At 72.2% G+C, this 24630-nt stretch carries 33 protein-coding genes; 16 read left to right on the forward strand and 17 right to left on the reverse strand.

Annotation, left to right across the window (positions count from 1 at the left end):
* Window positions 1-142: 142 nt before the first annotated feature.
* Entirely contained in the window at window positions 143-904 is a 762-nt protein-coding gene (locus ABZY20_RS14640) for a phosphoglyceromutase (protein ID WP_356441524.1), read from the forward strand.
* Window positions 905-1208: 304 nt separating this feature from the next.
* Window positions 1209-1463: a hypothetical protein gene (locus ABZY20_RS14645; protein WP_356441526.1), complete on the forward strand. Its 255-nt coding sequence runs from the start codon at window positions 1209-1211 to the stop codon at window positions 1461-1463.
* Between the two features lie 61 nt (window positions 1464-1524).
* Here ABZY20_RS14645 and ABZY20_RS14650 read toward each other — a convergent pair whose 3' ends face one another.
* A complete protein-coding gene (locus ABZY20_RS14650) occupies window positions 1525-1686 on the reverse strand; it encodes a hypothetical protein (RefSeq protein ID WP_356441527.1) in 162 nt (53 codons plus the stop codon).
* 1029 nt (window positions 1687-2715) lie between these two features.
* Between ABZY20_RS14650 and ABZY20_RS14655 the strand changes: the two genes are divergently transcribed.
* Together ABZY20_RS14655 and ABZY20_RS14660 are read left to right on the forward strand one after the other, a co-directional pair.
* Window positions 2716-3402: a YeeE/YedE thiosulfate transporter family protein gene (locus ABZY20_RS14655; RefSeq protein WP_356441528.1), complete on the forward strand. Its 687-nt coding sequence runs from the start codon at window positions 2716-2718 to the stop codon at window positions 3400-3402.
* Window positions 3402-3818 (forward strand): YeeE/YedE thiosulfate transporter family protein, encoded by a 417-nt coding sequence (locus tag ABZY20_RS14660; protein WP_356441529.1) that lies wholly within the window; start codon window positions 3402-3404, stop codon window positions 3816-3818. Before ABZY20_RS14655 ends, ABZY20_RS14660 begins: the two co-directional genes overlap by 1 nt.
* Here ABZY20_RS14660 and ABZY20_RS14665 read toward each other — a convergent pair whose 3' ends face one another.
* Window positions 3819-4241: an amphi-Trp domain-containing protein gene (locus ABZY20_RS14665; protein WP_356441531.1), complete on the reverse strand. Its 423-nt coding sequence runs from the start codon at window positions 4239-4241 to the stop codon at window positions 3819-3821.
* A 139-nt stretch (window positions 4242-4380) separates the two neighbouring features.
* The gene (locus ABZY20_RS14670) at window positions 4381-4707 is read right to left on the reverse strand and encodes a carboxymuconolactone decarboxylase family protein (protein ID WP_356441533.1); all 327 of its coding nucleotides are present in this window, start codon (window positions 4705-4707) and stop codon (window positions 4381-4383) included.
* A gap of 368 nt (window positions 4708-5075) precedes the next feature.
* On the opposite strand from ABZY20_RS14670, the gene ABZY20_RS14675 reads away from it, so the two are divergent.
* Window positions 5076-5618 carry a DinB family protein gene (locus ABZY20_RS14675; protein ID WP_356441730.1) on the forward strand — a complete coding sequence of 181 codons (543 nt, stop codon included), beginning with the start codon at window positions 5076-5078 and terminating at the stop codon, window positions 5616-5618.
* 72 nt (window positions 5619-5690) lie between these two features.
* Window positions 5691-6104: a nuclear transport factor 2 family protein gene (locus tag ABZY20_RS14680; RefSeq protein ID WP_356441534.1), complete on the forward strand. Its 414-nt coding sequence runs from the start codon at window positions 5691-5693 to the stop codon at window positions 6102-6104.
* A 245-nt stretch (window positions 6105-6349) separates the two neighbouring features.
* Here the strand turns inward: ABZY20_RS14680 and ABZY20_RS14685 are convergent, their stop codons facing one another.
* Complete coding sequence (locus tag ABZY20_RS14685) at window positions 6350-6829, reverse strand: DUF2000 domain-containing protein (RefSeq protein ID WP_356441536.1); 480 nt, start codon at window positions 6827-6829, stop codon at window positions 6350-6352.
* A 49-nt stretch (window positions 6830-6878) separates the two neighbouring features.
* Between ABZY20_RS14685 and ABZY20_RS14690 the strand changes: the two genes are divergently transcribed.
* Window positions 6879-7673 carry an AraC family transcriptional regulator gene (locus tag ABZY20_RS14690; RefSeq protein ID WP_356441538.1) on the forward strand — a complete coding sequence of 265 codons (795 nt, stop codon included), beginning with the start codon at window positions 6879-6881 and terminating at the stop codon, window positions 7671-7673.
* A gap of 41 nt (window positions 7674-7714) precedes the next feature.
* On the opposite strand, the gene ABZY20_RS14695 is transcribed toward ABZY20_RS14690, so the two are convergent.
* Together ABZY20_RS14695 and mshA are read right to left on the reverse strand one after the other, a co-directional pair.
* Complete coding sequence (locus ABZY20_RS14695; protein WP_356441540.1) at window positions 7715-8224, reverse strand: YbjN domain-containing protein; 510 nt, start codon at window positions 8222-8224, stop codon at window positions 7715-7717.
* Window positions 8217-9554, reverse strand: coding sequence for a D-inositol-3-phosphate glycosyltransferase (mshA, locus tag ABZY20_RS14700; RefSeq protein WP_356441542.1), 1338 nt, complete (start codon window positions 9552-9554; stop codon window positions 8217-8219). The genes ABZY20_RS14695 and mshA overlap by 8 nt, the downstream gene beginning before the upstream one ends.
* A 301-nt stretch (window positions 9555-9855) precedes the next feature.
* On the opposite strand from mshA, the gene ABZY20_RS14705 reads away from it, so the two are divergent.
* The 3 genes from ABZY20_RS14705 to ABZY20_RS14715 all read left to right on the forward strand — a co-directional run bounded on the left by ABZY20_RS14705 (window position 9856) and on the right by ABZY20_RS14715 (window position 13884).
* The gene (locus tag ABZY20_RS14705) at window positions 9856-10674 is read left to right on the forward strand and encodes a class I SAM-dependent methyltransferase (RefSeq protein WP_356441544.1); all 819 of its coding nucleotides are present in this window, start codon (window positions 9856-9858) and stop codon (window positions 10672-10674) included.
* Window positions 10675-11140: 466 nt separating this feature from the next.
* On the forward strand, window positions 11141-12217 hold the full coding sequence (locus ABZY20_RS14710) for a C40 family peptidase (protein ID WP_356441545.1): 1077 nt from the start codon (window positions 11141-11143) through the stop codon (window positions 12215-12217).
* Window positions 12218-12528: 311 nt separating this feature from the next.
* Window positions 12529-13884 carry a SpoIIE family protein phosphatase gene (locus ABZY20_RS14715; protein ID WP_356441546.1) on the forward strand — a complete coding sequence of 452 codons (1356 nt, stop codon included), beginning with the start codon at window positions 12529-12531 and terminating at the stop codon, window positions 13882-13884.
* 68 nt (window positions 13885-13952) lie between these two features.
* On the opposite strand, the gene ABZY20_RS14720 is transcribed toward ABZY20_RS14715, so the two are convergent.
* The 3 genes from ABZY20_RS14720 to ABZY20_RS14730 all read right to left on the reverse strand — a co-directional run bounded on the left by ABZY20_RS14720 (window position 13953) and on the right by ABZY20_RS14730 (window position 15704).
* Window positions 13953-14288 carry a DUF2516 family protein gene (locus ABZY20_RS14720; RefSeq protein WP_356441731.1) on the reverse strand — a complete coding sequence of 112 codons (336 nt, stop codon included), beginning with the start codon at window positions 14286-14288 and terminating at the stop codon, window positions 13953-13955.
* 106 nt (window positions 14289-14394) lie between these two features.
* Complete coding sequence (locus ABZY20_RS14725; RefSeq protein ID WP_356441547.1) at window positions 14395-15081, reverse strand: hypothetical protein; 687 nt, start codon at window positions 15079-15081, stop codon at window positions 14395-14397.
* Between the two features lie 89 nt (window positions 15082-15170).
* Window positions 15171-15704: a helix-turn-helix transcriptional regulator gene (locus ABZY20_RS14730; protein WP_356441548.1), complete on the reverse strand. Its 534-nt coding sequence runs from the start codon at window positions 15702-15704 to the stop codon at window positions 15171-15173.
* A 191-nt stretch (window positions 15705-15895) separates the two neighbouring features.
* On the opposite strand from ABZY20_RS14730, the gene ABZY20_RS14735 reads away from it, so the two are divergent.
* Window positions 15896-16549, forward strand: coding sequence for a TetR/AcrR family transcriptional regulator (locus tag ABZY20_RS14735; RefSeq protein ID WP_356441549.1), 654 nt, complete (start codon window positions 15896-15898; stop codon window positions 16547-16549).
* 164 nt (window positions 16550-16713) lie between these two features.
* On the forward strand, window positions 16714-17658 hold the full coding sequence (locus ABZY20_RS14740; RefSeq protein ID WP_356441551.1) for an alpha/beta hydrolase: 945 nt from the start codon (window positions 16714-16716) through the stop codon (window positions 17656-17658).
* Between the two features lie 311 nt (window positions 17659-17969).
* Here the strand turns inward: ABZY20_RS14740 and ABZY20_RS14745 are convergent, their stop codons facing one another.
* Genes ABZY20_RS14745 through ABZY20_RS14760 form a run of 4 tightly spaced genes read right to left on the reverse strand, consistent with a single transcriptional unit; the run spans window position 17970 to window position 19271 of the window.
* On the reverse strand, window positions 17970-18296 hold the full coding sequence (locus ABZY20_RS14745) for a hypothetical protein (RefSeq protein WP_356441552.1): 327 nt from the start codon (window positions 18294-18296) through the stop codon (window positions 17970-17972).
* A complete protein-coding gene (locus ABZY20_RS14750) occupies window positions 18293-18640 on the reverse strand; it encodes a hypothetical protein (RefSeq protein ID WP_356441554.1) in 348 nt (115 codons plus the stop codon). Before ABZY20_RS14750 ends, ABZY20_RS14745 begins: the two co-directional genes overlap by 4 nt.
* A gap of 29 nt (window positions 18641-18669) precedes the next feature.
* Complete coding sequence (locus ABZY20_RS14755; protein WP_356441556.1) at window positions 18670-19017, reverse strand: hypothetical protein; 348 nt, start codon at window positions 19015-19017, stop codon at window positions 18670-18672.
* Window positions 19017-19271 (reverse strand): hypothetical protein, encoded by a 255-nt coding sequence (locus tag ABZY20_RS14760; RefSeq protein ID WP_356441557.1) that lies wholly within the window; start codon window positions 19269-19271, stop codon window positions 19017-19019. Before ABZY20_RS14760 ends, ABZY20_RS14755 begins: the two co-directional genes overlap by 1 nt.
* Before the next feature lie 161 nt (window positions 19272-19432).
* Here ABZY20_RS14760 and ABZY20_RS14765 point away from each other — a divergent pair, with 161 nt between their 5' ends.
* On the forward strand, window positions 19433-19729 hold the full coding sequence (locus ABZY20_RS14765) for a GntR family transcriptional regulator (RefSeq protein ID WP_356441559.1): 297 nt from the start codon (window positions 19433-19435) through the stop codon (window positions 19727-19729).
* Window positions 19730-19760: 31 nt separating this feature from the next.
* Here the strand turns inward: ABZY20_RS14765 and ABZY20_RS14770 are convergent, their stop codons facing one another.
* The 3 genes from ABZY20_RS14770 to ABZY20_RS14780 form a co-directional block, all read right to left on the reverse strand.
* Window positions 19761-20123 (reverse strand): VOC family protein, encoded by a 363-nt coding sequence (locus tag ABZY20_RS14770; protein WP_356441561.1) that lies wholly within the window; start codon window positions 20121-20123, stop codon window positions 19761-19763.
* Window positions 20120-20668 carry a DUF6817 domain-containing protein gene (locus ABZY20_RS14775; protein ID WP_356441562.1) on the reverse strand — a complete coding sequence of 183 codons (549 nt, stop codon included), beginning with the start codon at window positions 20666-20668 and terminating at the stop codon, window positions 20120-20122. Before ABZY20_RS14775 ends, ABZY20_RS14770 begins: the two co-directional genes overlap by 4 nt.
* A 71-nt stretch (window positions 20669-20739) precedes the next feature.
* Window positions 20740-21408, reverse strand: a complete 669-nt coding sequence (locus tag ABZY20_RS14780) for a class I SAM-dependent methyltransferase (RefSeq protein ID WP_356441564.1) — start codon at window positions 21406-21408, stop codon at window positions 20740-20742.
* Window positions 21409-21632: 224 nt separating this feature from the next.
* On the opposite strand from ABZY20_RS14780, the gene ABZY20_RS14785 reads away from it, so the two are divergent.
* The 3 genes from ABZY20_RS14785 (at window position 21633) to ABZY20_RS14795 (ending at window position 24088) form a co-directional block, all read left to right on the forward strand.
* Complete coding sequence (locus ABZY20_RS14785; protein ID WP_356441566.1) at window positions 21633-22226, forward strand: DUF2269 domain-containing protein; 594 nt, start codon at window positions 21633-21635, stop codon at window positions 22224-22226.
* An 86-nt stretch (window positions 22227-22312) separates the two neighbouring features.
* The gene (locus ABZY20_RS14790) at window positions 22313-22900 is read left to right on the forward strand and encodes a WHG domain-containing protein (protein WP_356441568.1); all 588 of its coding nucleotides are present in this window, start codon (window positions 22313-22315) and stop codon (window positions 22898-22900) included.
* A gap of 6 nt (window positions 22901-22906) precedes the next feature.
* Window positions 22907-24088 (forward strand): GDSL-type esterase/lipase family protein, encoded by a 1182-nt coding sequence (locus ABZY20_RS14795; RefSeq protein WP_356441570.1) that lies wholly within the window; start codon window positions 22907-22909, stop codon window positions 24086-24088.
* 136 nt (window positions 24089-24224) lie between these two features.
* Here ABZY20_RS14795 and ABZY20_RS14800 read toward each other — a convergent pair whose 3' ends face one another.
* Complete coding sequence (locus tag ABZY20_RS14800) at window positions 24225-24593, reverse strand: helix-turn-helix domain-containing protein (protein WP_356441572.1); 369 nt, start codon at window positions 24591-24593, stop codon at window positions 24225-24227.
* Window positions 24594-24630: the final 37 nt, after the last annotated feature.

The following is a 24630-nucleotide window of genomic DNA, read 5'->3' on the forward strand; positions in this document are numbered from 1 at the left end:
TCCCCCGTGTAAGTGGCGCTTGAGGTAGCCGCAAGTTACCGACGCGGGGCTGTCAGGGACCACTCAATTAACAGATCCAGTCAAACGTCCGCCTGTCGGGCAGCCACGCGAACGGGCGAAAGCGTGGATTACGCTCTGAGGCATGGCCGACGCACCGTACAAGCTGATCCTCCTCCGCCACGGCGAGAGCGAGTGGAACGCGAAGAACCTGTTCACCGGCTGGGTGGACGTCAACCTCAACGAGAAGGGCGAGAAGGAGGCGGTCCGCGGCGGTGAGCTGCTCAAGGACGCCGGCCTGCTGCCCGACGTGGTCCACACGTCCCTCCAGAAGCGCGCGATCCGCACGGCCCAGCTGGCCCTGGAGGCCGCGGACCGCCACTGGATCCCTGTCCACCGCTCGTGGCGCCTGAACGAGCGCCACTACGGCGCGCTGCAGGGCAAGGACAAGGCGCAGACGCTCGCCGAGTTCGGCGAGGAGCAGTTCATGCTGTGGCGCCGCTCCTACGACACCCCGCCGCCCCCGCTGGACATCGACGCCGAGTACTCCCAGTTCTCCGACCCGCGCTACGCGACCCTCCCGCCGGAGCTGCGCCCCCGCACGGAGTGCCTGAAGGACGTCGTCGTCCGCATGCTCCCGTACTGGTTCGACGGCATCGTCCCCGACCTCCTGACGGGCCGCACGGTCCTGGTCGCCGCCCACGGCAACAGCCTGCGCGCCCTGGTCAAGCACCTGGACGGCATCTCGGACGAGGCCATCGCGGGCCTCAACATCCCGACGGGCATCCCGCTGTCGTACGAACTGGACGCCGAGTTCAAGCCGTTGAATCCCGGGGGGACGTATCTGGACCCCGAGGCGGCTGCGGCTGCGATTGAGGCGGTCAAGAACCAGGGGAAGAAGAAGTAAGCAGCGCTGAAGAAGCCCCCTGCCTGCGGCTCGCCGTCGGCAGGGGGCTTTTCGGTGTGCCTGGGCCGTCTGTCGAACGTCGGAGGCGATGGGGCCGTGTCTTTTCGGGCTCCGGCTCCCGCCTCCCCTCCGCCCCGGCGTCGGCGCTCCGATGAGCACCGCGCCTTAGACGGGTCGTCCCAGAGCAGCGCGGCGCAGAAGGGCGGAGGACGTGCCTGCCATTCTCGCGAACCCGGCTGCTCTCGGACGACGCAGGAAATGCTGCCGGGCGTCGGACGGATGATCGACAATGGGAGCGGGTCCAGTGAAACGAACAGGACCTGAAATCACGGTGACGGCTGATTCGGACGGCCGGGAGCTGCAAATCGACAGAAAGTGCCAGCAGAACGTCATCCCGTGGGACGGTTATGGCTCCCGTCCCGTCCGTGCGGCCACGGCCACGGGTGCCCTCTTCTTCGGCATCGACGTGGTGGGGCCCGGAAACGGCGAGTACCACTCCACCATCGACGTGACCGTTGGAACGTCATCGGTCACCGGATCGGTTGATCACAGTCCTTGAGCCGGGCCGGTCGGTTCACGTCCGGCATCCAGCGAGCGAAGCGTCGCCGCGTGCGCTGGCCTCACGCCGGGGACTTCATCCAGGCGATGATCCGGGCCCACCAGCGTTCGTCCGGGGCCGGCCCGGTGCGGGGCGCCGGTTCTGCCGGGTGCAGCCGCTCGCGCTGCGCCGTGTCGCACGTGCACCGCTGGTGCCGTGGCACGTCGACGAGCACCTCCTCCACGTGATTCCCGCAGCCCTCATAGGTCGCCTTCCGGCATGACTGGCACACAACACGTCGGCACATGATTCCCCTCCACCGGCTCCCGCATGAACGCCCCAGTAATATCAACAGTTTCGTCACAGTCAAATTCACGGATTCACCACAATCACGGCCCGTACGCGCACTGTTTCCACGGGACGCCGCCGCCCTTCTGCGGAACACCCGAACGCGAGGGCGTGAGGTCGTAAATGTCGCGTGGTCCACGTCACTTGGCGTTGTCAAGGGGTGACGAAGGAAATCGCTCCGAGGTTGCTCGGGACGCCGAAAGAGTGGTTGCATCACGCCCGGTCGAGAAAGGGAGGCACCACACCACCCCGCACATGACAGGCCGTCACCGCTCCTTTTGACATCGTCGACCCGGGCGCGGCGAGGGCACGAGACCGAGAACGGCAACCGCCCTCACGGAACAGGCGGTGGGCGCCGGTCAGAAGGGAGCAACGTGGGTTGCTCGCATGCCGCAGGATGTCCCCTCTTCCCGTTGCTCAGGGCGAGCTTGCAAGGTTGGCGCGACTACTACTGCGACAGCGAGGATCAGTGGCTCGGCTGTGCGCGCTACCAGATGTCGCTCACGGGTGATCGGGTGCCGATCAGTCTGCTGCCCAACGGGGCCTACGCACGCCACCTCGAGAACGCGGCCGTCGGCGTGGACCGGTCCGGTGCCGCCGGCCAGGAACAGAGACCCCGTCAGGAGCCGCCCGTGCAGGACACGTCCTGGGCGCCGGGGGGTGCCTCGTGGTCTCAGCCTGCACCCGCACAGCCCGTACAGCCCGCACAGCCCGCGCAGTGGTCGCAGCCCGTGCCCATGGGATGGCAGGCCGCGGCTGACTTCGGGCCCTCGTCCCCGATGGTGCCGGCGGGCTCGCATCACCGACCGTCGCAGGCCCCACAGACCTCCGGGCCGCCACACGCACCGACCCGACACACAGGGAGAAATCCCAGGTCGAAGCGCGGCTGGTGGGCTCGGTTCACCGAATGGATGGGAGGCCCCGCATGAGTGGCTACTGGCCCTGGTGGGCCGGCGCTGTCGGGCTGGCTCTGATCACCGTCAACTACACCCTCACCACGGAACGGTCCTTCGGGGTGTCGTCCGCGTGGGATCGGGTGCTGCACTGGCGCAGGGAGCGCCGCCTCGAGCGGATGGACGAGGAGTTCGCCGACGAACGCGCGCTCGCTGACGCCCTCGCCGCAGCCACGGCGGAGCACTTCGGCACCGGTTCCACCACCACGACGACCACGACGACCGCGCCGCACGGTCCGCACGGTCCGCACGCTCCGCACGGTCCTTCGGAGACGCTCGACACGCACGTCGAACCGGCGGTGAGCGAGGACACCCCGGCGGCGGGCCCCGGTCCCGCCCCGCTGGTCACTCAGGCCGCCCTGCTGCTGTCGATCTTCTTCGGCGGGCTGATCGCCGCGGTCACCTCCGGGCGGTTCCACCTCAGCCTCGACATGGGCCCGGGCTTCAAGAACGTGGTCACGGCGGATCCGACCGTCATGGTCGTCGTGCTGTTCGTCGGTGGCGTGCTCGTCGGCTTCGGCACCCGGCTGGCCGGTGGGTGCAGCTCCGGCCACGGACTCAACGGCTGCGGACGGCTGCGCCCCGTCAGCCTGGTGGCGACCGCCGTGTTCTTCGGTACCGCCGTCGCGGTGTCGTTCCTGCTGTGGAAGGTGATCTGATGCGTACGCGGGGCGCGATTCTGCTGGCCAACGTCATCACCGGACTGGCCCTCGGCTACACCGTCTCCAACATCGGCTTCGGCGACTACACCGAGCTGAACCGCATGTTCACGTTCCAGGACCTGCGCATGCTCCTGTCCTTCGCGGGCGCCGTCGGGATCATCGTGTGCGCCTTCGTCCTGCTGCGGGTCCGCCGCACCCCGGGGCGCATCCACGCCGGAGTGATCCCCGGCGCCGTGCTGTTCGGTACGGGCTGGGCGATCTCCGGGGGGTGCCCGGCGATTCCGATCGTTCAGGTCGCCGGTGGTTACCTGCCCGCCCTGGTCACCATCGTCGGCGTCATCGTCGGCATCCGGTTGAGCCGCTGGGCCAACGCCCGCTACTTCCACCTCGACCGCGGTTCCTGCGGCTTGTAGTCAGGCCGTCTTCTTGGCCGGGCGCTTCGTGCTCGTGCCCTTGGACGTGCCGGTGCCCTTGGGCGCGCTCGTGCCCTTCGACGTACCGGTGCCCTTGGTCGTGCTCGTGCCGCCGCGGTCCGGAGCGGTGGGCGCGGGCTTGCGCCGTGAGGGCTGGTCCGTGCCGGAATCCTGGCGGGGTGGCGCCGACTCCGACGGGGCGGTGGACCACGTGAACTCGATCTCCAGCTCGATCTCCCCGCCGCCGACCTCGACCTCCACCTCGTAGCGGAGGTTGTCGGGGAAGCGCAGGCTCAGTGTGCCGGGGCGCAGGTCCAGTTCGGCCTCGCCGCCCTGTCGCAGTGCGTCCGCGAGTGCCGTGAGCCGGTCGGCGGCCTCATGACGGGACAGTGAGCGCTTCTGCTCGAACTTGAGGTCCTTCACGGGGTCCTCCGGTGGGCACTCGGGATGAGATGAAGGCCGGTTGTGGGGCTCCTCGTCGGGCGTGCAAGCCCGTGGAGCCCCACAGCGGCGCGGACACGCCGTCGGACACGCCGCCGGTCGCGCCGTCGGTCACGCGGACCTAGGCCCGCTTCTGGTCCTCCGCGTCGGCGACCGCGATCGTGATGCCCAGGGCCTTGGCGATGTTGCCCGCCGCCGTCATGACACGGGCCGTGCCCACGACGGGCGCGATGGCGACCAGGACGTCTTGCACCTGCTCCGCGGTCACCCCGGACTGGATGGCGGGGTCGATGTGGGCGATGTAGGAGATCGGCGGGGCGTCCGAGGCGGCGAGGGCCGCGATGCGCGTGAGCATGAACGTCTCGGGAGCCAGTCCGCACCGCTCGACAGAGTCGACCGTCATCGCGGCGAGCGTGTCCAGGACCGGGGTTTCTGAGGCTGTGGCCATAACAGGTCGTCTCCTGTTTTGGTGGTGTGGGGTTCCGGAAGGGGACCGGCGGGAGGCCCGGGGCACGGGTCCCTGTGGGACGTGCGGGGCCCCCGCCGCTCGACTCGACCGTAAAGCCGTTTCCCGCCGGTCGCGCGTCGAGAGGGTCGTCCGAGGCAGGCCGCCCGCCCGGACCCGCCGAGGTCCGACAGAGGCAGGCCGCCCGCCCCGGACCCGCCGAGGCCCGATATTCGATGGCGGGTACGCCCCGCAGGGTCCACCATGCCCGCATGGACTCGGGTGAGCACACGGGCGAACGATCGACGAGCGGTACGTCCCCGGAGGCGGAGACCACGACCCGGTGGACGGCGGCGACCGTCTACCCCGACATGTGGGTCGACCCGGGCGACGACCCGCGGGAGACCGACTCCGTGCCGGGTGACGAGCGCGAGATCCTCCTCGACTACCTGCGCAACTACCGCCTCACGATGGAGATGAAGTGCGCCGGGCTGGACGCCGGGCAGATGGCCCGGCGGTCCGTCCCGCCGTCCACGATGTCCCTGCTCGGGCTGCTGCGGCACGTGGCCGAGGACGAACGCCACTTCCGCCGGGTCATGGCCGGCGAGGACACGCCGTGGCTGTACCGCACGCCCGAGGACCGTGACGGCGCCTTCACCGGGGCCCTGCCAGACGAGGCGGTCGTGGAGGACGCCTGGCGCCAGTGGCGGACCGAGGCCGAGCTGACCGACCGCTACCTTGCCGGGGCCACCGACCTCGGTGCGTACAACGCCGGCTTCTCCGACCTCGGCCCCGAACCCGGTGGCCGGCTCCAGCTGCGCGACATCCTGCTCGCCCACATCGTCGAGTACGCCCGCCACTGCGGCCACGCCGACCTGCTCCGCGAGCGGATCGACGGCCGAGTGGGGCAGTGAGCGCCGCACTCGGCCCGGCCCTTTACCTCCGGCGTCATCGACCCTCCTCCCCCGGCCCGGCAGGCTGATCCCATGACGACCACCGCGGAAGCCACCCGAGCCACCGTCCGGAAGTTCCTCGAACTGCGCCTGGCCGGCGACACCGAGGGACTCACCGCCCTGTTCGCCGACAAGGTGGACTGGATGCTCGCCGAGAACCCCGTCGTGCCCTGGATCCGGCCCCGGTCCACCGCGGCCGAGTGCGCGGCGCAGGCCGAGGACCTGGCGCGGTACACCGTCGCGGAGGACGCCCGCGCCTCCGTCGACGCCTTCCTCGTCGACGGCACCGACGCCGTGCTGACGGGGCATCTGTCCGGGACCGTCCGGGCGACCGGGAAGTCCTTCTCCGGGCCCTTCGCGCTGCGGCTCACCGTCGAGGACGGGCGGATCACCCGGCACCATCTCTACGAGAACAGCGTCTCGATCGCGGAGGCCTGCACTCCCTGACGGGGCGGCCCGCGCTCCTTGACGCGGCAGCCCCAACTCCCTGACGCCGCAGCCCCAACTCCCTGACGCGGCGGCCTGCACTCCTCGGCAGACCTGTACGACGACCCAGGCCGGTTCGGCGAGTTCCGTGACCCGGTCCGGCCGGTGCTCGCGGCTCCCGCCGAGGCTCCCACCACGGCCTTCACCGAAGCTCTCACCACTTGGTCGCCGGCGACGGCGACGGCGACGGCGACGGTGCGGACGGCTCAGGGGTGCATCCGCGCCCCCTTCACCACCTTGTCCACCGCGTTCTTCGGGCCGTACACGCAGAGGCCCACGAGGTCCAGATCCGTCGTCGGCACCGCCCTGACCGCCGCGCGGTTGTCGCGGTCGTTGCCCGTGGCGAAGAGGTCCGAGGTGAACAGGGCGCGGGGCAGGGAGCGCGACAAGGCGCGGCTGTGGGCGCCGGCCAGGGTCTCCTTCGTGGCCTCGAAGACCAGCACGGGCTGGCGGAACATCGGCAGGTAGGGCACACCGTCGGCGTCCTCGTACGGTGCGCCGATCACCTCGGGGACCTGGGTGCCGAGGCCGCTGACCAGGAACGACGTCACGTTGAGACGCTGCCAGGGCTCCAGGTCCTCGCGCAGCAGCACGGCGATCTTCGTGTCGAAGCGGATCGGGGCGGGTGCGGGTGCGGGTGCGGATACGGCTGAGGAATCGGGTGCGGTGACCGGTGGGGTGTTCATGATCCGAGCGTGCCCGGCGGGCATCGGCGGGGTCTTGTACGTTTGTTGCATGGCCTCCGACTCCTCCCGGACCGTGTCCGCCTGGCGTCCCGCCGTCCCGGGCGTCGTCGAGGTCTTCCACGCGCGCTTCACCGAGTACGCCTATCCGATGCACGTCCACGAGGCCTGGACGCTGCTGATCGTCGACACCGGCGCCGTCCGCTACGACCTCGACCGGCACGAGCACGGCACCCCGCACGACACGGTGTCGCTGCTGCCGCCGCACGTGCCGCACAACGGCTCCCCCGTCACGCCGGAGGGGTTCCGCAAGCGGGTGCTGTATCTGGACCGGACGTATCTCGGGGACGAACTCATCGGGGCCGCCGTCGACCGGCCCGATCTGCGCGATCCGCTGCTGCGGCGGCGCGTGGGGCAGTTGCACGGCGCGCTGCTGCGGCCCGGCGAGGAGCTGGAGGCCGAGAGCAGGCTGATGTTCGTCGGGGAGCGGCTGCGCGGGCATCTGCGGGGTGACGACCCTCCCCCGCGGCCCGCCGACCCCGTGCTCGCCCGGCGGCTGCGCGAGTTGCTCGACGAGCGGGTCGTGGCGGGCGTCGCCCTGGGCGAGGCGGCCGCGCTGCTGCACGCCCATCCCGCCCATCTCGTACGGGTGTTCAGCGCGGCGTACGGCATCGCCCCGCACCGGTATCTGACGTCCCTGCGCGTGGGGCGGGCCCGCAAGCTGCTGCTGGAGGGACGCTCACCGGGGGAGGTGGCGGCGGCGACCGGCTTCTACGACCAGTCGCATCTCACGCGGCACTTCCGCAGGCTGGTGGGGGTACCGCCGGGGCGTTACCGCGCGGGGTGAGCCGGCTCCGCGCAAGCCGGCCGGCGGGCCGGCGGGCCGGGTCAGCGCTCCGGGCGCTGGGTGAGGTGCGCGAACGCCTCCAGGTTGCCGGTCGGCTCGCCCCGCGAGACGCGCCATGCGTACTCCTTGCGGATCGCCGAGGCGAAGCCCAGCTCCAGCAGGGTGTTGAAGCCGCCGTCGGAGGCCTCCAGGACCTGGCCGAGCAGGCGGTCGAGTTCCTCGGGGGTGACGGCGGCCAGGGAGAGGCGGCCGGTGACGTACACGTCGCCGTGCTGGTCGACGGCGTAACTCACGCCGTAGAGCTTGAGGTTGCGTTCGAGGAGCCAGCGGTGGACGCCCTGCTCGTTCTCGTCGGGGTGGCGGATGACGAAGGCGTTCAGGGACAGGGAGTGGCGGCCGACGCGCAGGGAGAGCGTCGTCTTCAGCTTGCGCGTGCCGGGGAGCTGGGCGACGTAGGTGCCGGGCTGTGGGCTCTCCCACTCCAGGTCGGCGTCCTTCAGGACGGTCTCGATGACCCGTGCCGCGCGCTGTTCCCGATCGGTTTCACCCATGCGGCGAGCGTACGCGACGGCGGTGTGCCTGCAGCGCGGCCGTGTAGACGTCCGCCGTGGCGGCCGCCGCGGTGTCCCAGCCGAAGGACTGGGCGTGGCGGGCGGCCCGGTCGCCGAGCCGGGGGGTCAGGCCGGGGTCGTCGGCGAAGTCGCGCAGCACGCGCGCGTAGTCGGCCGGATCGTGACCGCGGACGAGGAAGCCGGTGTGGCCGTCGCGCACGGCGACCGGCAGCCCGCCGACCGCGGCGGCGAGCACCGGGGTGCCGGCCGCCTGGGCCTCTATGGCGACCAGGCCGAAGGACTCGCTGTAGGACGGCATGACGAGGACGGAGGCGGCGCGGAACCAGTCGGCGAGCTGCTCCTGGCCGACGGGCGGGCGGAACCTTACGACGTCCGCGATGCCGAGGCGGGCGGCGAGCTTCTGCAGGCCCTCGGGCTTGGCGAGGCCGCTGCCGCTGGGGCCGCCGACGACGGGCACGAGGATGCGCGAGCGCAGTTCCGGGCGCTGGTCGAGGAGGACGGCCACCGCCCGCAGCAGCACGTCGGGGGCCTTGAGGGGCTGGATGCGGCCCGCGAAGAGCGGGATGAGGGCGTCCTGGGGCAGGCCGAGGCGGGCCCGGGCGGCGGCGCGGCCGTCGGCGGGCGAGAAGCGGCCGAGGTTCACGCCGGGGTGGACCACGGCGACCTTGTCGGTGTCGGCCGCGTAGTGCTGGACGAGTTCGTCGGCCTCTTCGGTGGTGTTGGCGATGAGGCGGTCGGCGGCGGCGACGATCTGCGTCTCGCCGATGACGCGGGCGGCCGGTTCGGGGGTGTCGCCGTGGGCCAGGTTGGCGTTCTTGACCTTGGCCATGGTGTGCATGGCGTGCACGAGGGGGACGCCCCAGCGCTGGGCGGCGAGCCAGCCGACGTGGCCGGAGAGCCAGTAGTGGGAGTGGACCAGGTCGTAGTGGCCGGGGCGGTGTCCGGCCCAGGCCTGCATCACGCCGTGCGTGAAGGCGCACAGCTGGGCGGGCAGGTCCTCCTTGTTGAGGCCCTCGTAGGGTCCGGCGTCGACGTGCCGGACGAGGACGCCGGGGGCCAGTTCCACGGCCGGCGGGAGGGCGGCGGCGGTCGCGCGCGTGAAGATCTCCACCTCGATGCCCAGGGCGGCGAGGCGCTGCGCGAGCTCCACGATGTAGACGTTCATGCCGCCGGCGTCGCCGGTGCCGGGCTGGTGGAGCGGGGAGGTGTGCACGGACAGCATGGCGACCCGGCGGGGCCTGCGGTGGAGCCGCAGACGCGCGGGCGTGGACGCGGCGCGCCGCCCGAGCCTGCCGATGTACTGGCTCACGTGGCGTTCCTCCTCGCTCCGGGCATGCCTTTCGCAGGGCGCTCGGTGCCCTCCGACCCGGTGCAACATCGGAGGAGTGCGCTCCATTTCCCGATTCGCGATTTTTACCGAATCATTGCCGCTCGTCGCTCAACCGTTCGAGCGGCGCGGGCGTGGGGGCGTCGATCAAGGGCGTTCGAGGGGGCGCGCGGGTGTGCGGGCGGATGCCGGCCGGACGGGTGGGCGGGCGGATGGGCGGGCGGATGCCGGCCGGACGGGTGGGCGGGCGAGGGGGTCCCGCGGGCCGCTTAACCTCGTACGTATGACACCCCGCGCCGCCGCCCTCCCCATCGGCACGGTGACGCGCGGGACGACCAACCCCAACCGGCTGCGCCGCATGGACCGGTGGATCGCGGCCACGCACGGCGCCCACCTGCGCCGCGCCGCCGACCCGGTGGCGGTCGACCTCGGGTACGGCGCCGCCCCCTGGACGGCCGTGGAACTGCTGCACCGGCTGCGCACGGTCGCGCCCCGCACGCGGGTCGTCGGCGTCGAGATCGAACCGGCCCGGGTGGCGGCGGCACTGCCGTACGAGCGGGAGGGGCTGGTCTTCCGGCACGGGGGCTTCGAGATCCCGGTCCCGCAGCGCCCCCTGCTCATCCGCGCCGCGAACGTGCTGCGGCAGTACGAGGAGGGCGAGGTCGCGGCCGTGTGGCGGCGGCTGTGCGCGCGGCTCGCGCCGGCCGACCCGGCGGCCGGTTCGCCCGGCGGGCTGCTGGTGGAGGGGACCTGCGACGAGATCGGACGGCGGCACGTGTGGGTCGCGCTCGGCCCGGAGGGACCGCGCACGGTCACCTTCGCGACCCGTCTCGGCTCCCTGGAGCGCCCTTCCGACCTGGCGGAACGCCTGCCGAAGGCGCTCATCCACCGCAATGTCCCGGGCGAGCCGGTGCACGCCTTCCTGCGCGACTTCGACCGCGCCTGGGCCGCCGCCGCGCCCTACGCCTCCTACGGCGCCCGGCAGCGCTGGATCCGGACGGTGCGGGACCTGTCGGCGCACTGGCCGGTGACGGACGGGCCGGTGCGGTGGCGGCAGGGCGAAGTGACGCTGCGGTGGGAGGCGTTGGCCCCCAAGGGCTGAACGCCGGGGCGGACGGCACTCCTCCGGAACCGTTCCCGCCCGGCTGGAGGCGCCGCCCGGCCCGAACCCGTTCCCGCCCGGCCGGAGGTCCCGCCCGGCCGCAACCCGATCCCGCCCGGCCCGAGGCCCCGCCCGGCCCGAACCCGATCCCGCCCGGCCCGAACCCGATCCCGCCCGGCCCGAGATCCCGCCCGGCCGCAACCCGATCCCGCCCGGCCCGAGGTCCCGCCCGGCCCGAACCGGTCCCGCCCGGCCGGGAACGATCCCCGCCCGGCCGGGAACGATCTCCGCGTGGCCGGGAACGATCTCCGCGTGGCGTTCGTCACACACGCGGGGAGATCGTCACGCCGGTGCATACCGGCGAGGGGGCGGCGGGAAGCACTACCCCTGTCGTTTTGCCTGCCGGCGTGGCAGCATCCCTGACGGACCGGATGTTACTGACGGTTAACCAGTTGGGGGCTGAGGTATGGGTACGGGCAAGCGTGGCCTGATCGCGACGGCCGTGGCCGTGGTCTGCGCGGTCACCGTGCTGGCGGCACCGGGCACGGCGTTCGCGAGCCCCGAGCCCTCCCCCACCCCGGGCGCGAGCGCGCCGCCCGCGCCCGGCAGGGACCTCGAAGCCGTCCGCGAGCAGCTCGACGAGCTCTACCGCGCCGCGGCCCGCGCCACCGACGAGTACAACGCCGCCGAGGAGAAGGCGGACCGGCAGTCCGCCGAGATCGTCGAGCTGGCCAAGAAGATCGTCGCGGGCAAGGAGCGGCTGAAGAAGCTCAAGGACCGCGCGGGCGCCGCGGCCGCCGCCCAGTACCGCGGCGGCGGACTGCCGCCCGAGGCCCGTCTCGTGCTGAGCGACGACCCGCAGGAGTTCCTCGACGGCACGGGCCTGGTCCGCCAGGGCCACCACGCGACGAAGGGCCTGCTCGGCGAACTGACCCGCGCCCAGGAGGACTTGGAACAGTACGCCGAGGACGCCTCCGCGCAGTGGAAGAAACTGGAGGCGGGCCGCAAGGCCAAGGCCGCCGCCCAGAAGAAGATCGAGAAGCAGATCGCGCAGGCCGAGAAGCTCGAGTCCGAGTTGCGCGAGGAGGAGCAGGAGCGCCTGGCCGAGCTGGAGCAGGAGGCCGCGCGCAAGGCCCAGGCCGCCTGGCTCGGCTCGGGCGTCCTCGACGAGCTCGACGCCAAGGCCTCCGAGCAGGGCAGGAAGGCCGTGAAGTACGCCACGGCGCAGATCGGCAAGCCGTACCAGTGGGGCGCCGAGGGCCCGAAGACCTACGACTGCTCCGGACTGACCTCACAGGCCTGGACATCGGCGGGCCGCGGCATCCCGCGCACCTCGCAGGAGCAGTGGAAGCGGCTGCGGCGCGTCGACGTCCGCGAGATGCGGCCCGGCGACCTCGTCATCTACTTCGAGGACGCCAGCCATGTCGGGATGTACATCGGCGACGGGGCGATCGTGCACGCCCCGCGGCCCGGGCGGACGGTGACCATCGCGGGCGCGGGGTCCATGCCCATCCTCGGCGTGGTGCGGCCCGACGCCGGCTGAACCACCCGCCGCACACCGGATATCGGACACCGGGCCCACGTCACCCGGGGCGGCCGCGGTGACCTGGGCCACGTGACCCACCGCACGCGCAACACCCGCCCCGCCAGCGCGCCGACGTGACGTTCGTCATCCCCGCGGCATCTCCGGGCTGTCCAACTGCGGTACATATCGCGGCATATGACACTGGCCGGTGGCACCGCGGCATGGCTCACACCATTCCACTGCGGCGCCGACACCCGCTATGGTCCCGCTCGGTGGGTCGAGGTCCCTCGCCCCACCGTGCCCTCGGGGGGAGGGAAGGAACCAGGACGATGCCCGTACCCATACCGCGGCAGAGAGCGATCCCGGCCGCGGAGAGTGGTCAGGCGCAGCCCGCGTCCCCGCGCGGCGGATCCGCCGAGGAGTCCGTCACGGACGCCCCGGCCCACGCTCGCACGCCGCACACCGCCGGCACCACCACCGACAAGACGGACAAGGCGGAGAACACCACCGTCCACACCAACCTGACGCTGCTGCTGATCGAGGACGATCCGGCCGGTTCGCCGATCGTGCCGGACATGCTCGACCAGGCGGGCAAGCCGATCCGCGTCCGCACGGCCCGCAACCTCACGGAGGCCGGGCGGCTGCTGACCGACGACGTCCACTGCATCCTGCTGGACCTCGCGCTGCCCGCGCCCGGCCGCAGCGACTCCGACGACGAGCTCGCCGTGCTCAAGCACGTGCTGGAGCTCGCGCCCCGGCACGCCGTCCTGGCGCTGACCGCCTCGGGCGACGCCGAGCGCGGCGCGGAGGCGGTGCGCGTCGGCGCCCAGGACTACCTCTTCCGCGACGAGCTGGACGGCAGGCTGCTGAGCCGCGCGATCCGCTACGCCGTGGAGCGCAAGCGCTCCGAGTCGGCCGAGCGCCGGCTCGCGGAGGGCCGGCTGCGCGCCCAGGAGAACCGCCGCCTGGAGCGCGGCCTGCTGCCGACGCCGCTGCTGGACGGCTCCCCGCTGCGGTTCGCCGCCCGCTACCGGCCGGGCCGCTCGCGCGCCCTGCTCGGCGGCGACTTCTACGACGTCGTCCGTACGCCGGACGGCACCGTGCACGCGATGATCGGCGACGTCTGCGGCCACGGCCCGGACGAGGCCGCCCTCGGCGTGGAGCTGCGCATCGCGTGGCGCGCGCTGACGCTGGCGGGCCTGTGCGGCGACCAGCTGCTGGGCACGCTGCAGCAGGTGCTGGAGCACGAGCGGGCCGACGACGAGATCTTCGCGACCCTGTGCACGGTGGACATCGCGCCGGACGGGCGCCGCGCCGGCCTGTGCCTGGCCGGCCACCCGTCGCCGCTGCTGGCCCGCCCGGGCATACCGGCCCGTCTGCTGCCGTACGACAACAACGGCCCGGCGCTCGGGCTGCTGCCCGGGGCGCGCTGGCCGCGGATGCAGGTGGAGCTGGGCGCCGAGTGGAGCCTGATGCTCTACACCGACGGCCTGATCGAGGGCCGCGTCGGCGAGGGCCGGGAGCGGCTGGGCCAGGAGGGCATGACGGAGATGGTCCGCCGCCAGCTCGCCGAGGGCCTGCGGGGCGAGCAACTGCTGCGGGCGGCGGTGAACGAGGTCCGCGACCTCAACGGCGGCGAGCTGACGGACGACGTGGCGGTCCTGCTGCTGGACCGGGTGCCGTAGCCCTCACCGGGAGCGTGGACCGGGCGCGGGCTACCGGCCGCATCGGGAGCGTGGGCCGGGCGCTCGGGCTACCGGCCGCCGTTCCACGGTCCGTACGGGCCGTCGCTGCTTGAGCCGCCGCGCCGGCTGCGGCCCCCGCCCGGCAGGGCCCGGATCGCCGGGCGCACGTCGACCATGTACACGATGGTCGCGATGAGGCCGATGATGGGCAGGAACGACAGGATGTTGAAGATCAGGCTCACCACGAAGGCGAGTCCGAGGATGATCAGCCAGAACGGCTTGGTCTTCTTGTCGGCCGCGCGGTAGGCGTCCTCACGGCGCGTGGCGGCGTCGATCAACGCGAAGCCGCTGAAAACGATCAGGGCCAGGTTCAGCAGCCACAACAAGTTCTGGAAGCCCTGCATCAGCACTACGTCCACCACCCGGCTCGGCTCGTCCCTACGCGGTCACCGTACCCGTACAACGGGCCGGGCACCCCCAGGGTGCCCGGCCCGGGCCGGTCTGTGCCGCTCACTTCGCGGGCGGCGTCGTCTTCTTGGCGGTGACGGGCTTGCGGACCGGTGCCTTCTTGGCCGCGGGCGCCTTCTTCGCCGCGGCGGCGGCCTTGGCCTCGGAGGCGATGACCTGGGCGGGCTTCGCCGGCTCGTCCTTGACCTCGACCGGCTCGCGCTTGGGCTCGACCGCGACGGCCAGCTCCTCCACGCCCTCGGCGATGTCCTCGATGCCCTCGGCGGCCTCGCCGCGCCAGGTGCGGACGGCCTGCTCGCCGTGCTCGGCGACCTTCTCGTAGGTCTCCCGGGCCTTGACGGCGTACTCGGCGGCCACGCCGACCCCGCGCAGCGCGAGGTCCTGGGCGGTCTCGCCGAACTTCTTCAGGTCCGCGTCGAGGGTGCTGCCGATCTTCTTGATGTCGGCGTCGAGGGAGCCGATGAACCCGGTGACCTTGCTCTGCAGGCTCTCCTGCGTCTCCTTGACGCGGGCGGAGGCCTCCTTGGCCCGGGCGGACGCCTTCTCCTGGACGGCCTTGGTGTCGGTGTTGCGTACGGCCTCGAACCGCGCCGGCGCCTCGGACCGGAGCTGCTCCACCAGGGCGGGCACCTTCTTGGCCTGCTGAAGGGCGAGGTCCGCGGTGCCCGCGGCGAAGTAGAGCGGGGTCGGGTCCTTGAGGGTCTTGCGCAGGTCGTCGGTGATGGCCATGGTGATGGTCCTCCCGGATTCTTGTTCGCTTGAGGGTTCGGCTGAGGGTTGTGTGGTCCGCAGCACGACGGCCGGTGCCCTGGTCCGGCTCAGCCGGCCGTCTGCTGCGGATCGGTGTCGCTGCCGCCGGCGCTCTCGCGGGGGCGGCGGGTGGCGGTCGTGCCGCCGTCGTTCCTGATCGGCGTGACGCCGGTGTCCGTGCCGCCCGCGACGCCGTCGACCGCGCGGGCGGGCCGTATCCCGCTGCCGGCGTCCGGGACGTCCTCGTCGGTCCCGAAGCCGTTCTCCTTGCGGAAGGACTCGTAGATCTGCAGCAGCACCATCTTCTGCCGCTCGTTCAGCGTCGGGTCCGCGAGGATCACCGCCCGCGTCTCCACCTCGTCGCGGTCCCGCTCGGCGTCGAGGATCCCGGCGCGGACGTACAGCGTCTCGGCGGAGATCCGCAGCGCCTTGGCGACCTGCTGCAGCACCTCCGCGCTCGGCTTGCGCAGCCCGCGCTCGATCTGGCTCAGATACGGATTGGACACCCCGGCGGCATCGGCGAGCTGCCGCAACGACAGCTGCGCGTTGCGCCGCTGCTCGCGCAGGTAGTCACCGAGATTGCCGACGTTGAGCGATGCCATGCCTCCACAGTGCAACATCGCGCTAACTATTGCAAGCACCTGCTTGCAAAAGTGCGCCAGGCCACGGGGAGCGGGTTGGGGGCGGGAGCCGGTTGTGACAGCCCCCCCGCCGGACACGTTGACTTGCGACAGGAACGCCCCCACCATGACCGGGTGGTCACATGACCGCCCGGTCACATGAAGGAGTGTCCATGCCCACTCCCACCTGGACCCGGCTGTCGCCCGCCCGCCGCGAGCGGGTCCTGGTCGCGGCGATGGACGAGTTCGGCACCCACGGCTACTCCACGGGCAGCCTGAACGTCATCGCCCGTGAGGCGGGGGTCGCCAAGGGCTCACTGTTCCAGTACTTCTCGGGCAAGCTGGACCTCTTCTCCTACGTGGCGGAGCAGACCTCACTGCGGGTCTACGCCCACATGCGGCCCTGGCTCGACGGCTACGACGGCACCGGCGGCTTCACCCCGCACCTCGTCGACGCGCTGGAGTCCTGGCTCGACTACTTCGCCGGGCATCCGCTCGAGCGGGGGATCGCCGCCGCCACCAACATGGAGATGGACCCGGCGGTCCGTGACGCGGTCAGGCGGCCCGTGAACGCCATGTACCTCGCCGGTCTCCGTCCGCTCCTGGACCGGGCCGTCGAGGCCGGGGACCTGCGCGAGGACGCCGACCTGGACGCGCTGCTCTCCCTCCTCCTGGTGCTCCTGCCGCACCTGGCCCTCGTCGCGCACGTGCCGACACCGAACAGCCCGGTGCGGCTCACCGGGGTCGGCCCCCAGGTCCGGCGCGAGAACCTCGAACGTCTCGTCGTCCCGCTGCTCGCCGACTTCCGGGCGCGGCACGACCGATGACGGAGCCCGCCCGCGGCATCGTCGGGCCGCACCCTGGACACCGCTCGGGCTCACGGGTGTGCCCGCGGCGGAACGGCCTCTGACCCCGGAGTCCGCAAACACCCGCACAGCACGGAGACGTACCACCGGACATCACTGCCTCATCCCGCAGAAAAGGTGATCTCGTGTTCCGTACACTCCTGCGTTCCTCGACCGCGCTGCTGCTGTGCGCGGCAGCCGCCTTCTCCTTCGCACCGACCGCCCATCCGGCGGAGGCGGCCGCCCCGGCCCGGGCGGCGGCGGACCCCTCGGCCCCGGGCTCGTTCCCCGTCGCCCACACCGACCTCACCGTCTCCGCCGCGGGCCGCTCGTTCAGCGCACGGGTCTGGTACCCCGGCACGACCGCCGGGGCGAACGCGCCGGTCGCCCCCGGCGCTCACCCCGGCCTGGCCTTCGGACACGGCTTCTTCCAGGCCATCACCCAGTACGAGAGCCTGCTGAAGCACTACGCCTCCTGGGGTGTCATCACCGTCGCGCCCAAGTCCCAGGGCGGTCTCTTCCCCAGCCACTCGGCGTTCGCCGACGATCTGAACGCGGCGCTCACCTGGCTCACCACCCAGAACGGCACCACCGGCTCACGGTTCGCGGGCGCGGTCAGCACCGGCCGGCTCGCCGTCTCGGGGCACTCCATGGGCGGCGGCGCGGCGCTGCTCGCCGCGAGCCGGAACGCGGCCGTCAAGTCCGTCTCCACCCTCGCGGCGGCCGAGACCAACCCCTCCGCCGTCAGCGCCTCCCGCCTGCTGGGCATCCCCGTGCAGTACGTCGGCGGCAGCGCCGACAGCATCGCCGGCGTCGCCGGCCACCAGCAGAAGATGTACGACGCCAAGCCGTCCGCCACCCAACTGCGCGTCATCACCGGCGGGTTCCACTGCGGCTTCGAGGACAGCTCCGGCTTCGGCTGCGACAGCGGAACCATCACCCGCGCCGCCCAGCTGAAACTGACCTACGGCATCACGACCACCTGGCTGCTGTACACGCTCGGCGTCGACTCCTCGCTGTACGACCAGGTGTGGGGTTCCGCGGCTCAGAACCTGCCCGGTGTCGTGTACTCCGCCAAGCCGGCGGTCTGAGTGCGGCGGCGACGGGCGGGCGGCCACGGGTTCCTCCCCGGCCGCCCGCCCGGTCACCGGATCGGCGAGGTGGCCGGCCCGTAGTTCTGCGGGCGGCCGTAGCCGCAGGCGCGGTGAGTGTGGGGAGCAGAGGGTAGACACGCCCTACTCTGTCTGCCCTCCGAAGCGGCGCCGTTGCCATCCCTCGTAGTCCCACTGCTGGGCGGCATGGAAGTGCTTGGCGACGAGCGCGGCCCTCTGATGGCGGTCGGCGTACCCACGAAGAGCGGCATGGACCACGTCCTTCTTGGACGCCCTGGCTGCGTCCGCCATCACTGCCAGAAGACCTCTTCGACGACGATCTGAGGATCCTCGGTACGCCTGACGAACGTGTACGTCATCCAGCCGTGCCCGCCGTCGAAGAGGAGAACCCGAGCCCCCTTCGGCTTGCTGGACTGGACCGGCGCGACCTTCATACCCGAGGGAAGGTCCCGATCGGCTTCGACACCCCTGAAGTAGGGATCTGTCGCCGTCACCAGCTCGGCGCGGGCGGCATCGATCATTTTCCGCACATCCTCAGGCAGGGCGTCGCGGGCGGCCTGGGCCTTGAGCGTCCAGTCCATCTGCCATGGCGGACCCATGAATCCGTCCTCGGTCACTGGCCGGGCTCCAGCCGCCGCACCTGGTGGCGGATGTTGGACGCCTCTTCGAGGAGTGCCTTGGCCTCGTTGATGTCGGCGCATTCCGACGCACGCTGTTCGAGATCGGTCACATGGGCATCCAGCCTCGGATCACGGGCGATCGCGTACTGCCCCCACCAGCGGGCCATGAACGCGGGCACCGTGCTGATGTCGTAGGAGTCGGCGACAGCCCACTTCCAGTGCTCGTCGAAGTCGGACAGCAGCTGAGGAGCGTGTTCGGCGATCGCCTCCCGCAGGGCCTTCGGGGTCCGTTCGGGCATGGGCGGGACGGCCGGTGTCGGTTCGGCGGCGTGGGCGGTCATGACCGGTGAACTCCTTCGACGCGTCGTGGTTACGACCATAGTCCGCCCCCTCCATCGTGCGGGACCTGTCCGCAGGCTCCTTCGGCGCCCTCGGCGTCCGACATGGGCACACGCATGCCGCGCGACTCCGCGACGCGCAGGGCGTCGGTCAGGCACTCGGCGAGGCGGAGGCCTGCGTAGCGGACCTCGGTGTACGGCGACGCGGTGTCGTCCAGGATCTTGCGGGCCAGGCCGAGCACGTCGGCGCCGGTGGCGAGTTGGAGGGCCTCCAACTCGTCTGCCAGTCGGGAGAGGTAGCCGCCACCGTCGCCGGTGACCAGGTAGCAGGGTTTGCCGTCCGGGGAGAGCCAGGGCAGGAGGCGAGGGGCGTGGTGCATCAGGCGGCGACCTCCTGTTCGGTGAAGGGGTGCCGGTCCAGGTAGGGGCGGACCAGGGCGGAGGCGGCGCCGTCGAGGGGGGTGGGGAGGCCGTACGGGGAGCGGTGACGCGGGAGGGGCGGGGTCGGGGGCGCGGAGGGGAGGCGTACGGGGGTGAGGTGGGGGCGCGGGCGGCCGCCACGACGCCGTTTCCCGCTGCCGGGAGCGAGGAGAAGGCGCAGCCGTCGGAGGGCGCGGGGGATAAGGTCGGGCACGTCGACGCTCCTGCGAGTAAGCGTTGGCCATGCCCCGGGAGGTCTAGCCACCTCGCCGGGGTCTCTTTGTACGCGACGCTACACCCGGGCATAGCCCTCTACATACAAGTACAGAGGGAGCCACTCGATCGTGGAGGACATAGCCGCTCTACGTTGGACGTATGAGCGATAACGACGCGTCGAAAACCCCGCTGGACCCGATGAGCGCCAGACCGCTCTACGTGCAGCTGGCCGACGTCATCGCCGGGAAGATCGCGTCCGGAGAGCTGGTGCCGGACCGGCCCATCCCGTCCGAGAACCACCTCGCCGACGAGTACGGCGTCGCACGGCTCACCGCGAGGCGGGCCGCACAGGAACTGCGTGAGCGCGGCCTGATCGTCACCGTGCGAGGCAAGGGCTCGTTCGTCACCGAACGGCCGTCCGACCCCACCCCCGGCGAAGCCCAACCGCCCGCCTGAGGGCGCCGCGCAGCCCGCCCATCCGCCCCGCTCACCCGCCGGGGACGATGCAGAACGGATGACCCGCCGGGTCCGTGAGCACCCGCCACCGGCTCGCGTTCGGCTGGTACTCCGGTCTGCCCGCGCCCAGTTCGACCAGGCGCGCTTCCGCCTCGTCCAGGTCGGCGACCCTGAAGCAGCAGTGCAGTTGCTGGGGGACCCCCTGGTCCGGCCAGCTGGACGGCCGGTGGTCGTCGACCCGCTGGAAGCCGAGGACGGGGCCGTCCTCCCCGCCGCCCAGCGCGGCGAACTCGGGGTTCGACTCCGGGTGCGGGGCCAGGCCGGTGGCCTGCTGGTGGAACGCCGCGAGCGCGAGCGGATCCGCGCAATCCAGGGTGATCGCGGTCAGCTTCATCCGGCGAGCACCTCCTGCGTGTCCGCCCAGGCACGTCGGCTCAGCAGCGGGTGGATCCGCGTGAACAGGGTGAGGAGTTCCGGGCCCCACTGGTCGCGGAAGGCGGGGTCGGTGCGGGCGAGGTCGAGTTCGTTCGCCGCGGACAGCTCCGCGAAGTCCCGCCGCGACCGCGGATCCAGGACGTGGCTCTGGCCGGTGAACCGGTCGCGGAAGGGCCCGTCCGGGTCCGCCAGCGTCGGATAGGTGGCCCGGCGATCGCAGGAGGCGTACAGGTACACCAGGGCCTCGGCCTCGACGCCGACTGCCGCCGCGAGTTCGGCCCGGCGGTCCAGCGGCAGCAGGGCGTCCGGGAAGCCGTCGGTGCCGTAGAACGCGTGGCACAGACCCGCGAGTTGGAGGGCCGGGCGGGCGCCCCAGGCGGCGAGCCGGTCCTGTACGCGCAGGAGATGGGCGAGGAGCGTGCCGCCCGGGTGGGCGATGCCGGCGGCGCCGAGCTCGCGCAGGAGCGCGACGGCCCGGTCGGCGGCAACGGGGGGAGCGGTCACGGGCGCGTGTCCTTCCGGTAGGCGGGGCCGGCGGTCGCCGAGCGTCGTGGGACGCTCATCTCCCGGGCAATCTACGGGAGTTGCGGCCTGGTCGGCTTGTACGCCAGGACCGTCCCCGCCCGCCTCCCCGACCCGCCCTGCGGCTCCTGCACCATCCGCGTCGTGACCACCAGTCCGGCCTGCTCCAGCAGTGCCGCGATCCGCTCGGGTGGGAGGAGGTACGACTCGTAGGACACGGGGTGGTCGCCGTAGGCCCGGGTCGGGCGCAGGTGCTCGTCGTCGCCGACGTGGCCCGCCAGGAGCAGGTGGCCGCCCGGGGCGAGGGTGCGGTGGAACTCGGCGAAGACCGTGGGCAGGCAGTGCGGCGGGGTGTGGTGGGTGGCGTAGTACGCCAGGATGCCGCCGAGTTCGTCCGTGCCCATGTCCAGGGCGGTCATCGAGCCGGTGCGGAAGCGGAGGTCCGGGTACGCGGCCCGGGCCAGCTCGATCATTTTCGGGGAGACGTCCACGCCGAAGACCCGCACTCCCAGGGCGGCGAGGTGCGCCGTCACCTTGCCCGGGCCGCAGCCCAGGTCCGCGACCGGGCCCGGGTGCGGGGGCCGTACCAGGTCGGCGAAGGCGGCCAGCATCGCGCGCGAGACCGGGTCCAGGCCGGCCGGTGCCGGGACGCGCCGGGCGTAGGCCGCGGCGACCGTGTCGTAGGACCGCCGGACGGCGGCGAGGTGGGCGGGTTCGGTCATGGCGTGACCGTAGGCGACGGCACTGACACCCCTCCGGCAGCCGCCCACCGTACGCCCCCCGCCGTACGCCCAGGCAGGTACGCCGGACGTGACCGTAGGCGACGGCACTGACACCCCTCCGGCGGCCGCACGCCGTACGCCCCCCGCCGTACGCCCAGGCGGGTACGCCGGGTTACTCCCGCTGTGGGACGCCCGCGGCGGCCGCGCCCGGCACCGTGGTGTCCATGCAGAGCGATCCGAAGCCGCAGCGAGCGCAAGCCGCCCCGCAGCCGGCCGTGGCGCCGGCGGCGAGAGCGGTCCCGCAGCTCCGCCGGCCCGCCCGGCGAGCCGTCCTCGTCGTCCATGTCGTCGCCTCCGCGAGCTGGCTCGGGCTCACGCTCGGGCTGCTCGCCCTCGGGATCACCGCGGCCGGGAGCGGTGATCCCGCGGCCGTGGCGGCGTCCGTCCGGTCCATGGGGCTGTTCGCCGACCTGCTGCTGCTCCCCGTCGCGTTCCTCACGCTCGGCAGCGGTCTGGTGCTGGCGCTGGGGACGCCGTGGGGGCTCGCGCGCCACCGGTGGGTCTGGACGAAGTTCTGGCTGACCCTCGCCACGACCGCCGCCACCGCCTTCGCGCTGCGTCCGGGCGTGCACGAGGCCGTCACCGCCGTCGCCGCGGGCGGGCCGCTGCCCGACGCGAGTGAGGTGCTGATGGGACCGGTCGTCTCGCTGTCCGCCTACGTGTTCATGACTGTGATCTCCGTCCTGAAGCCGTGGGGGCCGACCAAGCGGGGCCGGCGGCTGCGGGCGTCCGCGCGGGGGGTTGCGAGGAATACCTGAACCCATACCTGAAGCCATACCTGAACCCATTTGCCTAAAGGTGTTAGGCAGATGCACACTTCCTTCAGGCAGAAGGAAGGTTCCTTATGGCACGCGCAGGACTCACACCCGAACGACTGACCCTGGCCGGCGCCGAGCTCGCCGACGAGGTCGGGTTCGACCAGGTCACCGTCTCGGCACTGGCCCGCCGGTTCGACGTCAAGGTCGCGAGCCTCTACTCGCACGTGCGCAACTCGCAGGATCTGAAGACGCGGATCGCCCTGCTCGCGCTCACGGAGCTCGCCGACCGGGCCGCCGAGGCCCTGGCCGGACGGGCCGGCAAGGACGCGCTCGCCGCCCTGGCGAACGTGTACCGCGACTACGCCCGGGAACACCCCGGCCGTTACGCCGCCGCCCAGCTGCGGCTCGACCCCGAGACCGCCGCCGCCAGCGCCGGGGTCCGGCACGCGCGGATGACCAGGGCCCTGCTGCGCGGCTACGACCTCACCGAACCCGACCAGACCCACGCGGTGCGGCTGCTCGGCAGCGTCTTCCACGGGTACGTGAGCCTGGAACTGGGCGGCGGCTTCAGCCACAGCGCCCCCGACACCGACACCACCTGGGCCCGGATCCTCGACGCCCTCGACACGCTCCTGCGGAACTGGCCCGCACCCCCTACGGACCCCCGAGGCTGACACACGATGCACACCGAGCACGACTGGATCACCACCCCCCTCACCGCCGAGCTGCTGCGCGGCGCGCTCGACGTGGAACACACCGAACACGGCCTGCTCCCGCACCGGCTGCCCGCAGCGGCCCGGGCCCAGAACACCGACCAGCAGCTGGCCATGGCCGAGGCACAGCCCTCCGGCGTACGGCTGGCCTTCCGCACCGCCGCGACGGCCGTGGAGCTGGACATCCTGCGCACCAAGCGCGACTACGCCGGTTTCCCGCCCCGCCCCGACGGGCTGTACGACCTGGTCGTCGACGGGCGTCCGGCCAGGCAGGCGGCGGCCAACGGCGGGCACGTCCTCTCGATCGACCTGTCCACCTGGCAGGGCGAGGTCACGCCCGGCCCGGTCGGCACGGTCCGCTTCACGGCCCTGCCCGAGGGCGCGAAGGACGTCGAGATCTGGCTGCCGCACAACGAGACCACCGAGCTCGTCGCGCTGCGCACCGACGCGCCCGTGGAGCCCCTGCCGGACCGGGGACGCCGGGTGTGGCTGCACCACGGCAGTTCCATCAGCCACGGCACGGACGCCGCGAGCCCCACGGGCATCTGGCCCGCGGTCGCCGCGTCGCTCGGCGGCGTGGAGCTGATCAACCTCGGGCTCGGCGGCAGCGCGATGCTCGACCCGTTCACCGCGCGTGCCATGCGGGACACCCCGGCCGACCTGATCAGCGTCAAGATGGGCATCAACCTCGTGAACCAGGACGCGATGCGGCTGCGCGTCCTCGGCCCGGCCGTGCACGGCTTCCTCGACACCATCCGCGAGGGACACCCTGACACCCCGCTGGTGCTGGTCTCGCCGATCCACTGCGCCATCCACGAGGACACCCCCGGCCCCACGGCACCGGACCGCGAGGCGATCGCGAACGGCCGGATGCTGTTCGCACCGATGGGCGACCCGGCGGAGACGGCCGGGGGCAAGCTGACGCTCACCGTCGTCCGCGACGAACTCGCCCGCATCGTCAAGCAGCGCGCGGCCGACGACCCGCACCTGCACTACCTCGACGGCCTCACCCTCTACGGCGCGCAGGACGCGGCGGAACTCCCCCTGCCCGACCGGGTCCACCCGGACGCCGCGACCCACCGCCGCATCGGCGAGCGCTTCGCCGCCCACGCCTTCAACGAGTCAGGCCCGTTCTCCGCGAGTGCCTGAGACGAACCGCCGGCACCTCCGCTGCGGCCCGACACCCACTTTTTTGTGCGTACTTGGCAGCCCACCGCCCCCGGGAGAGCCTGGTGACGAGCAGGCGGTGAGGCGCCGGACGCGGAGAGGACGGAGGTGACGCGCGTCAGGAAGCCGCCCCGGCCACCCCGGCAGCCTCGGCCTCCCCGGCCAGCTTCTCCAGGCGGCGGTGCCCCCAATCGGACAACGGGGCGAGCGCCTCGGAGAGTTCGCGGCCGAAGGGGGTCAGGGAGCAGACCGTCTTCGGCGGCAGCACAGCGTGGACCTCGCGGTGCACCAGTCCGTCCGCCTCCATCTCCCGCAGCGCCTCGGTGAGCACCTTCTCGGTGAGGCCCGGCAGCCGTCTGCGCAGTTCGGCAGGGCGGTGCGGCCCCGACTCCAGCAGCCAGAGCAGGGCCGTCTTCCACTTGCCGTCGATCACGGCGATCGCCGCGGTCACTCCGCAGACGTTCGGGTCCAGGCGTCGGCTCGTCATGCTCACCCCATGTGTCACGGTTCGAAACAGGTATCGA

Origin of the sequence: Streptomyces sp. NPDC006624 (assembly GCF_040611555.1) — a bacterium.
Lineage (GTDB): Bacteria > Actinomycetota > Actinomycetes > Streptomycetales > Streptomycetaceae > Streptomyces.

What these genes read in the sequence shown, in the direction of transcription:
- ABZY20_RS14640 (WP_356441524.1), top strand. Translation starts at nt 143, where the DNA reads ATGGCCGACGCACCGTACAAGCTGATCCTCCTCCGCCACGGCGAGAGC.
- ABZY20_RS14655 (WP_356441528.1), top strand. Translation starts at nt 2,716, where the DNA reads ATGAGTGGCTACTGGCCCTGGTGGGCCGGCGCTGTCGGGCTGGCTCTG.
- ABZY20_RS14660 (WP_356441529.1), top strand. Translation starts at nt 3,402, where the DNA reads ATGCGTACGCGGGGCGCGATTCTGCTGGCCAACGTCATCACCGGACTG.
- ABZY20_RS14670 (WP_356441533.1), bottom strand. Translation starts at nt 4,707, where the DNA reads ATGGCCACAGCCTCAGAAACCCCGGTCCTGGACACGCTCGCCGCGATG.
- ABZY20_RS14675 (WP_356441730.1), top strand. Translation starts at nt 5,076, where the DNA reads ATGTGGGTCGACCCGGGCGACGACCCGCGGGAGACCGACTCCGTGCCG.
- ABZY20_RS14680 (WP_356441534.1), top strand. Translation starts at nt 5,691, where the DNA reads ATGACGACCACCGCGGAAGCCACCCGAGCCACCGTCCGGAAGTTCCTC.
- ABZY20_RS14685 (WP_356441536.1), bottom strand. Translation starts at nt 6,829, where the DNA reads ATGAACACCCCACCGGTCACCGCACCCGATTCCTCAGCCGTATCCGCA.
- ABZY20_RS14690 (WP_356441538.1), top strand. Translation starts at nt 6,879, where the DNA reads ATGGCCTCCGACTCCTCCCGGACCGTGTCCGCCTGGCGTCCCGCCGTC.
- ABZY20_RS14695 (WP_356441540.1), bottom strand. Translation starts at nt 8,224, where the DNA reads ATGGGTGAAACCGATCGGGAACAGCGCGCGGCACGGGTCATCGAGACC.
- ABZY20_RS14705 (WP_356441544.1), top strand. Translation starts at nt 9,856, where the DNA reads ATGACACCCCGCGCCGCCGCCCTCCCCATCGGCACGGTGACGCGCGGG.
- ABZY20_RS14710 (WP_356441545.1), top strand. Translation starts at nt 11,141, where the DNA reads ATGGGTACGGGCAAGCGTGGCCTGATCGCGACGGCCGTGGCCGTGGTC.
- ABZY20_RS14715 (WP_356441546.1), top strand. Translation starts at nt 12,529, where the DNA reads ATGCCCGTACCCATACCGCGGCAGAGAGCGATCCCGGCCGCGGAGAGT.
- ABZY20_RS14720 (WP_356441731.1), bottom strand. Translation starts at nt 14,288, where the DNA reads ATGCAGGGCTTCCAGAACTTGTTGTGGCTGCTGAACCTGGCCCTGATC.
- ABZY20_RS14725 (WP_356441547.1), bottom strand. Translation starts at nt 15,081, where the DNA reads ATGGCCATCACCGACGACCTGCGCAAGACCCTCAAGGACCCGACCCCG.
- ABZY20_RS14730 (WP_356441548.1), bottom strand. Translation starts at nt 15,704, where the DNA reads ATGGCATCGCTCAACGTCGGCAATCTCGGTGACTACCTGCGCGAGCAG.
- ABZY20_RS14735 (WP_356441549.1), top strand. Translation starts at nt 15,896, where the DNA reads ATGCCCACTCCCACCTGGACCCGGCTGTCGCCCGCCCGCCGCGAGCGG.
- ABZY20_RS14750 (WP_356441554.1), bottom strand. Translation starts at nt 18,640, where the DNA reads ATGACCGCCCACGCCGCCGAACCGACACCGGCCGTCCCGCCCATGCCC.
- ABZY20_RS14755 (WP_356441556.1), bottom strand. Translation starts at nt 19,017, where the DNA reads ATGCACCACGCCCCTCGCCTCCTGCCCTGGCTCTCCCCGGACGGCAAA.
- ABZY20_RS14765 (WP_356441559.1), top strand. Translation starts at nt 19,433, where the DNA reads ATGAGCGATAACGACGCGTCGAAAACCCCGCTGGACCCGATGAGCGCC.
- ABZY20_RS14770 (WP_356441561.1), bottom strand. Translation starts at nt 20,123, where the DNA reads ATGAAGCTGACCGCGATCACCCTGGATTGCGCGGATCCGCTCGCGCTC.
- ABZY20_RS14780 (WP_356441564.1), bottom strand. Translation starts at nt 21,408, where the DNA reads ATGACCGAACCCGCCCACCTCGCCGCCGTCCGGCGGTCCTACGACACG.
- ABZY20_RS14785 (WP_356441566.1), top strand. Translation starts at nt 21,633, where the DNA reads ATGCAGAGCGATCCGAAGCCGCAGCGAGCGCAAGCCGCCCCGCAGCCG.
- ABZY20_RS14790 (WP_356441568.1), top strand. Translation starts at nt 22,313, where the DNA reads ATGGCACGCGCAGGACTCACACCCGAACGACTGACCCTGGCCGGCGCC.
- ABZY20_RS14795 (WP_356441570.1), top strand. Translation starts at nt 22,907, where the DNA reads ATGCACACCGAGCACGACTGGATCACCACCCCCCTCACCGCCGAGCTG.
- ABZY20_RS14800 (WP_356441572.1), bottom strand. Translation starts at nt 24,593, where the DNA reads ATGACGAGCCGACGCCTGGACCCGAACGTCTGCGGAGTGACCGCGGCG.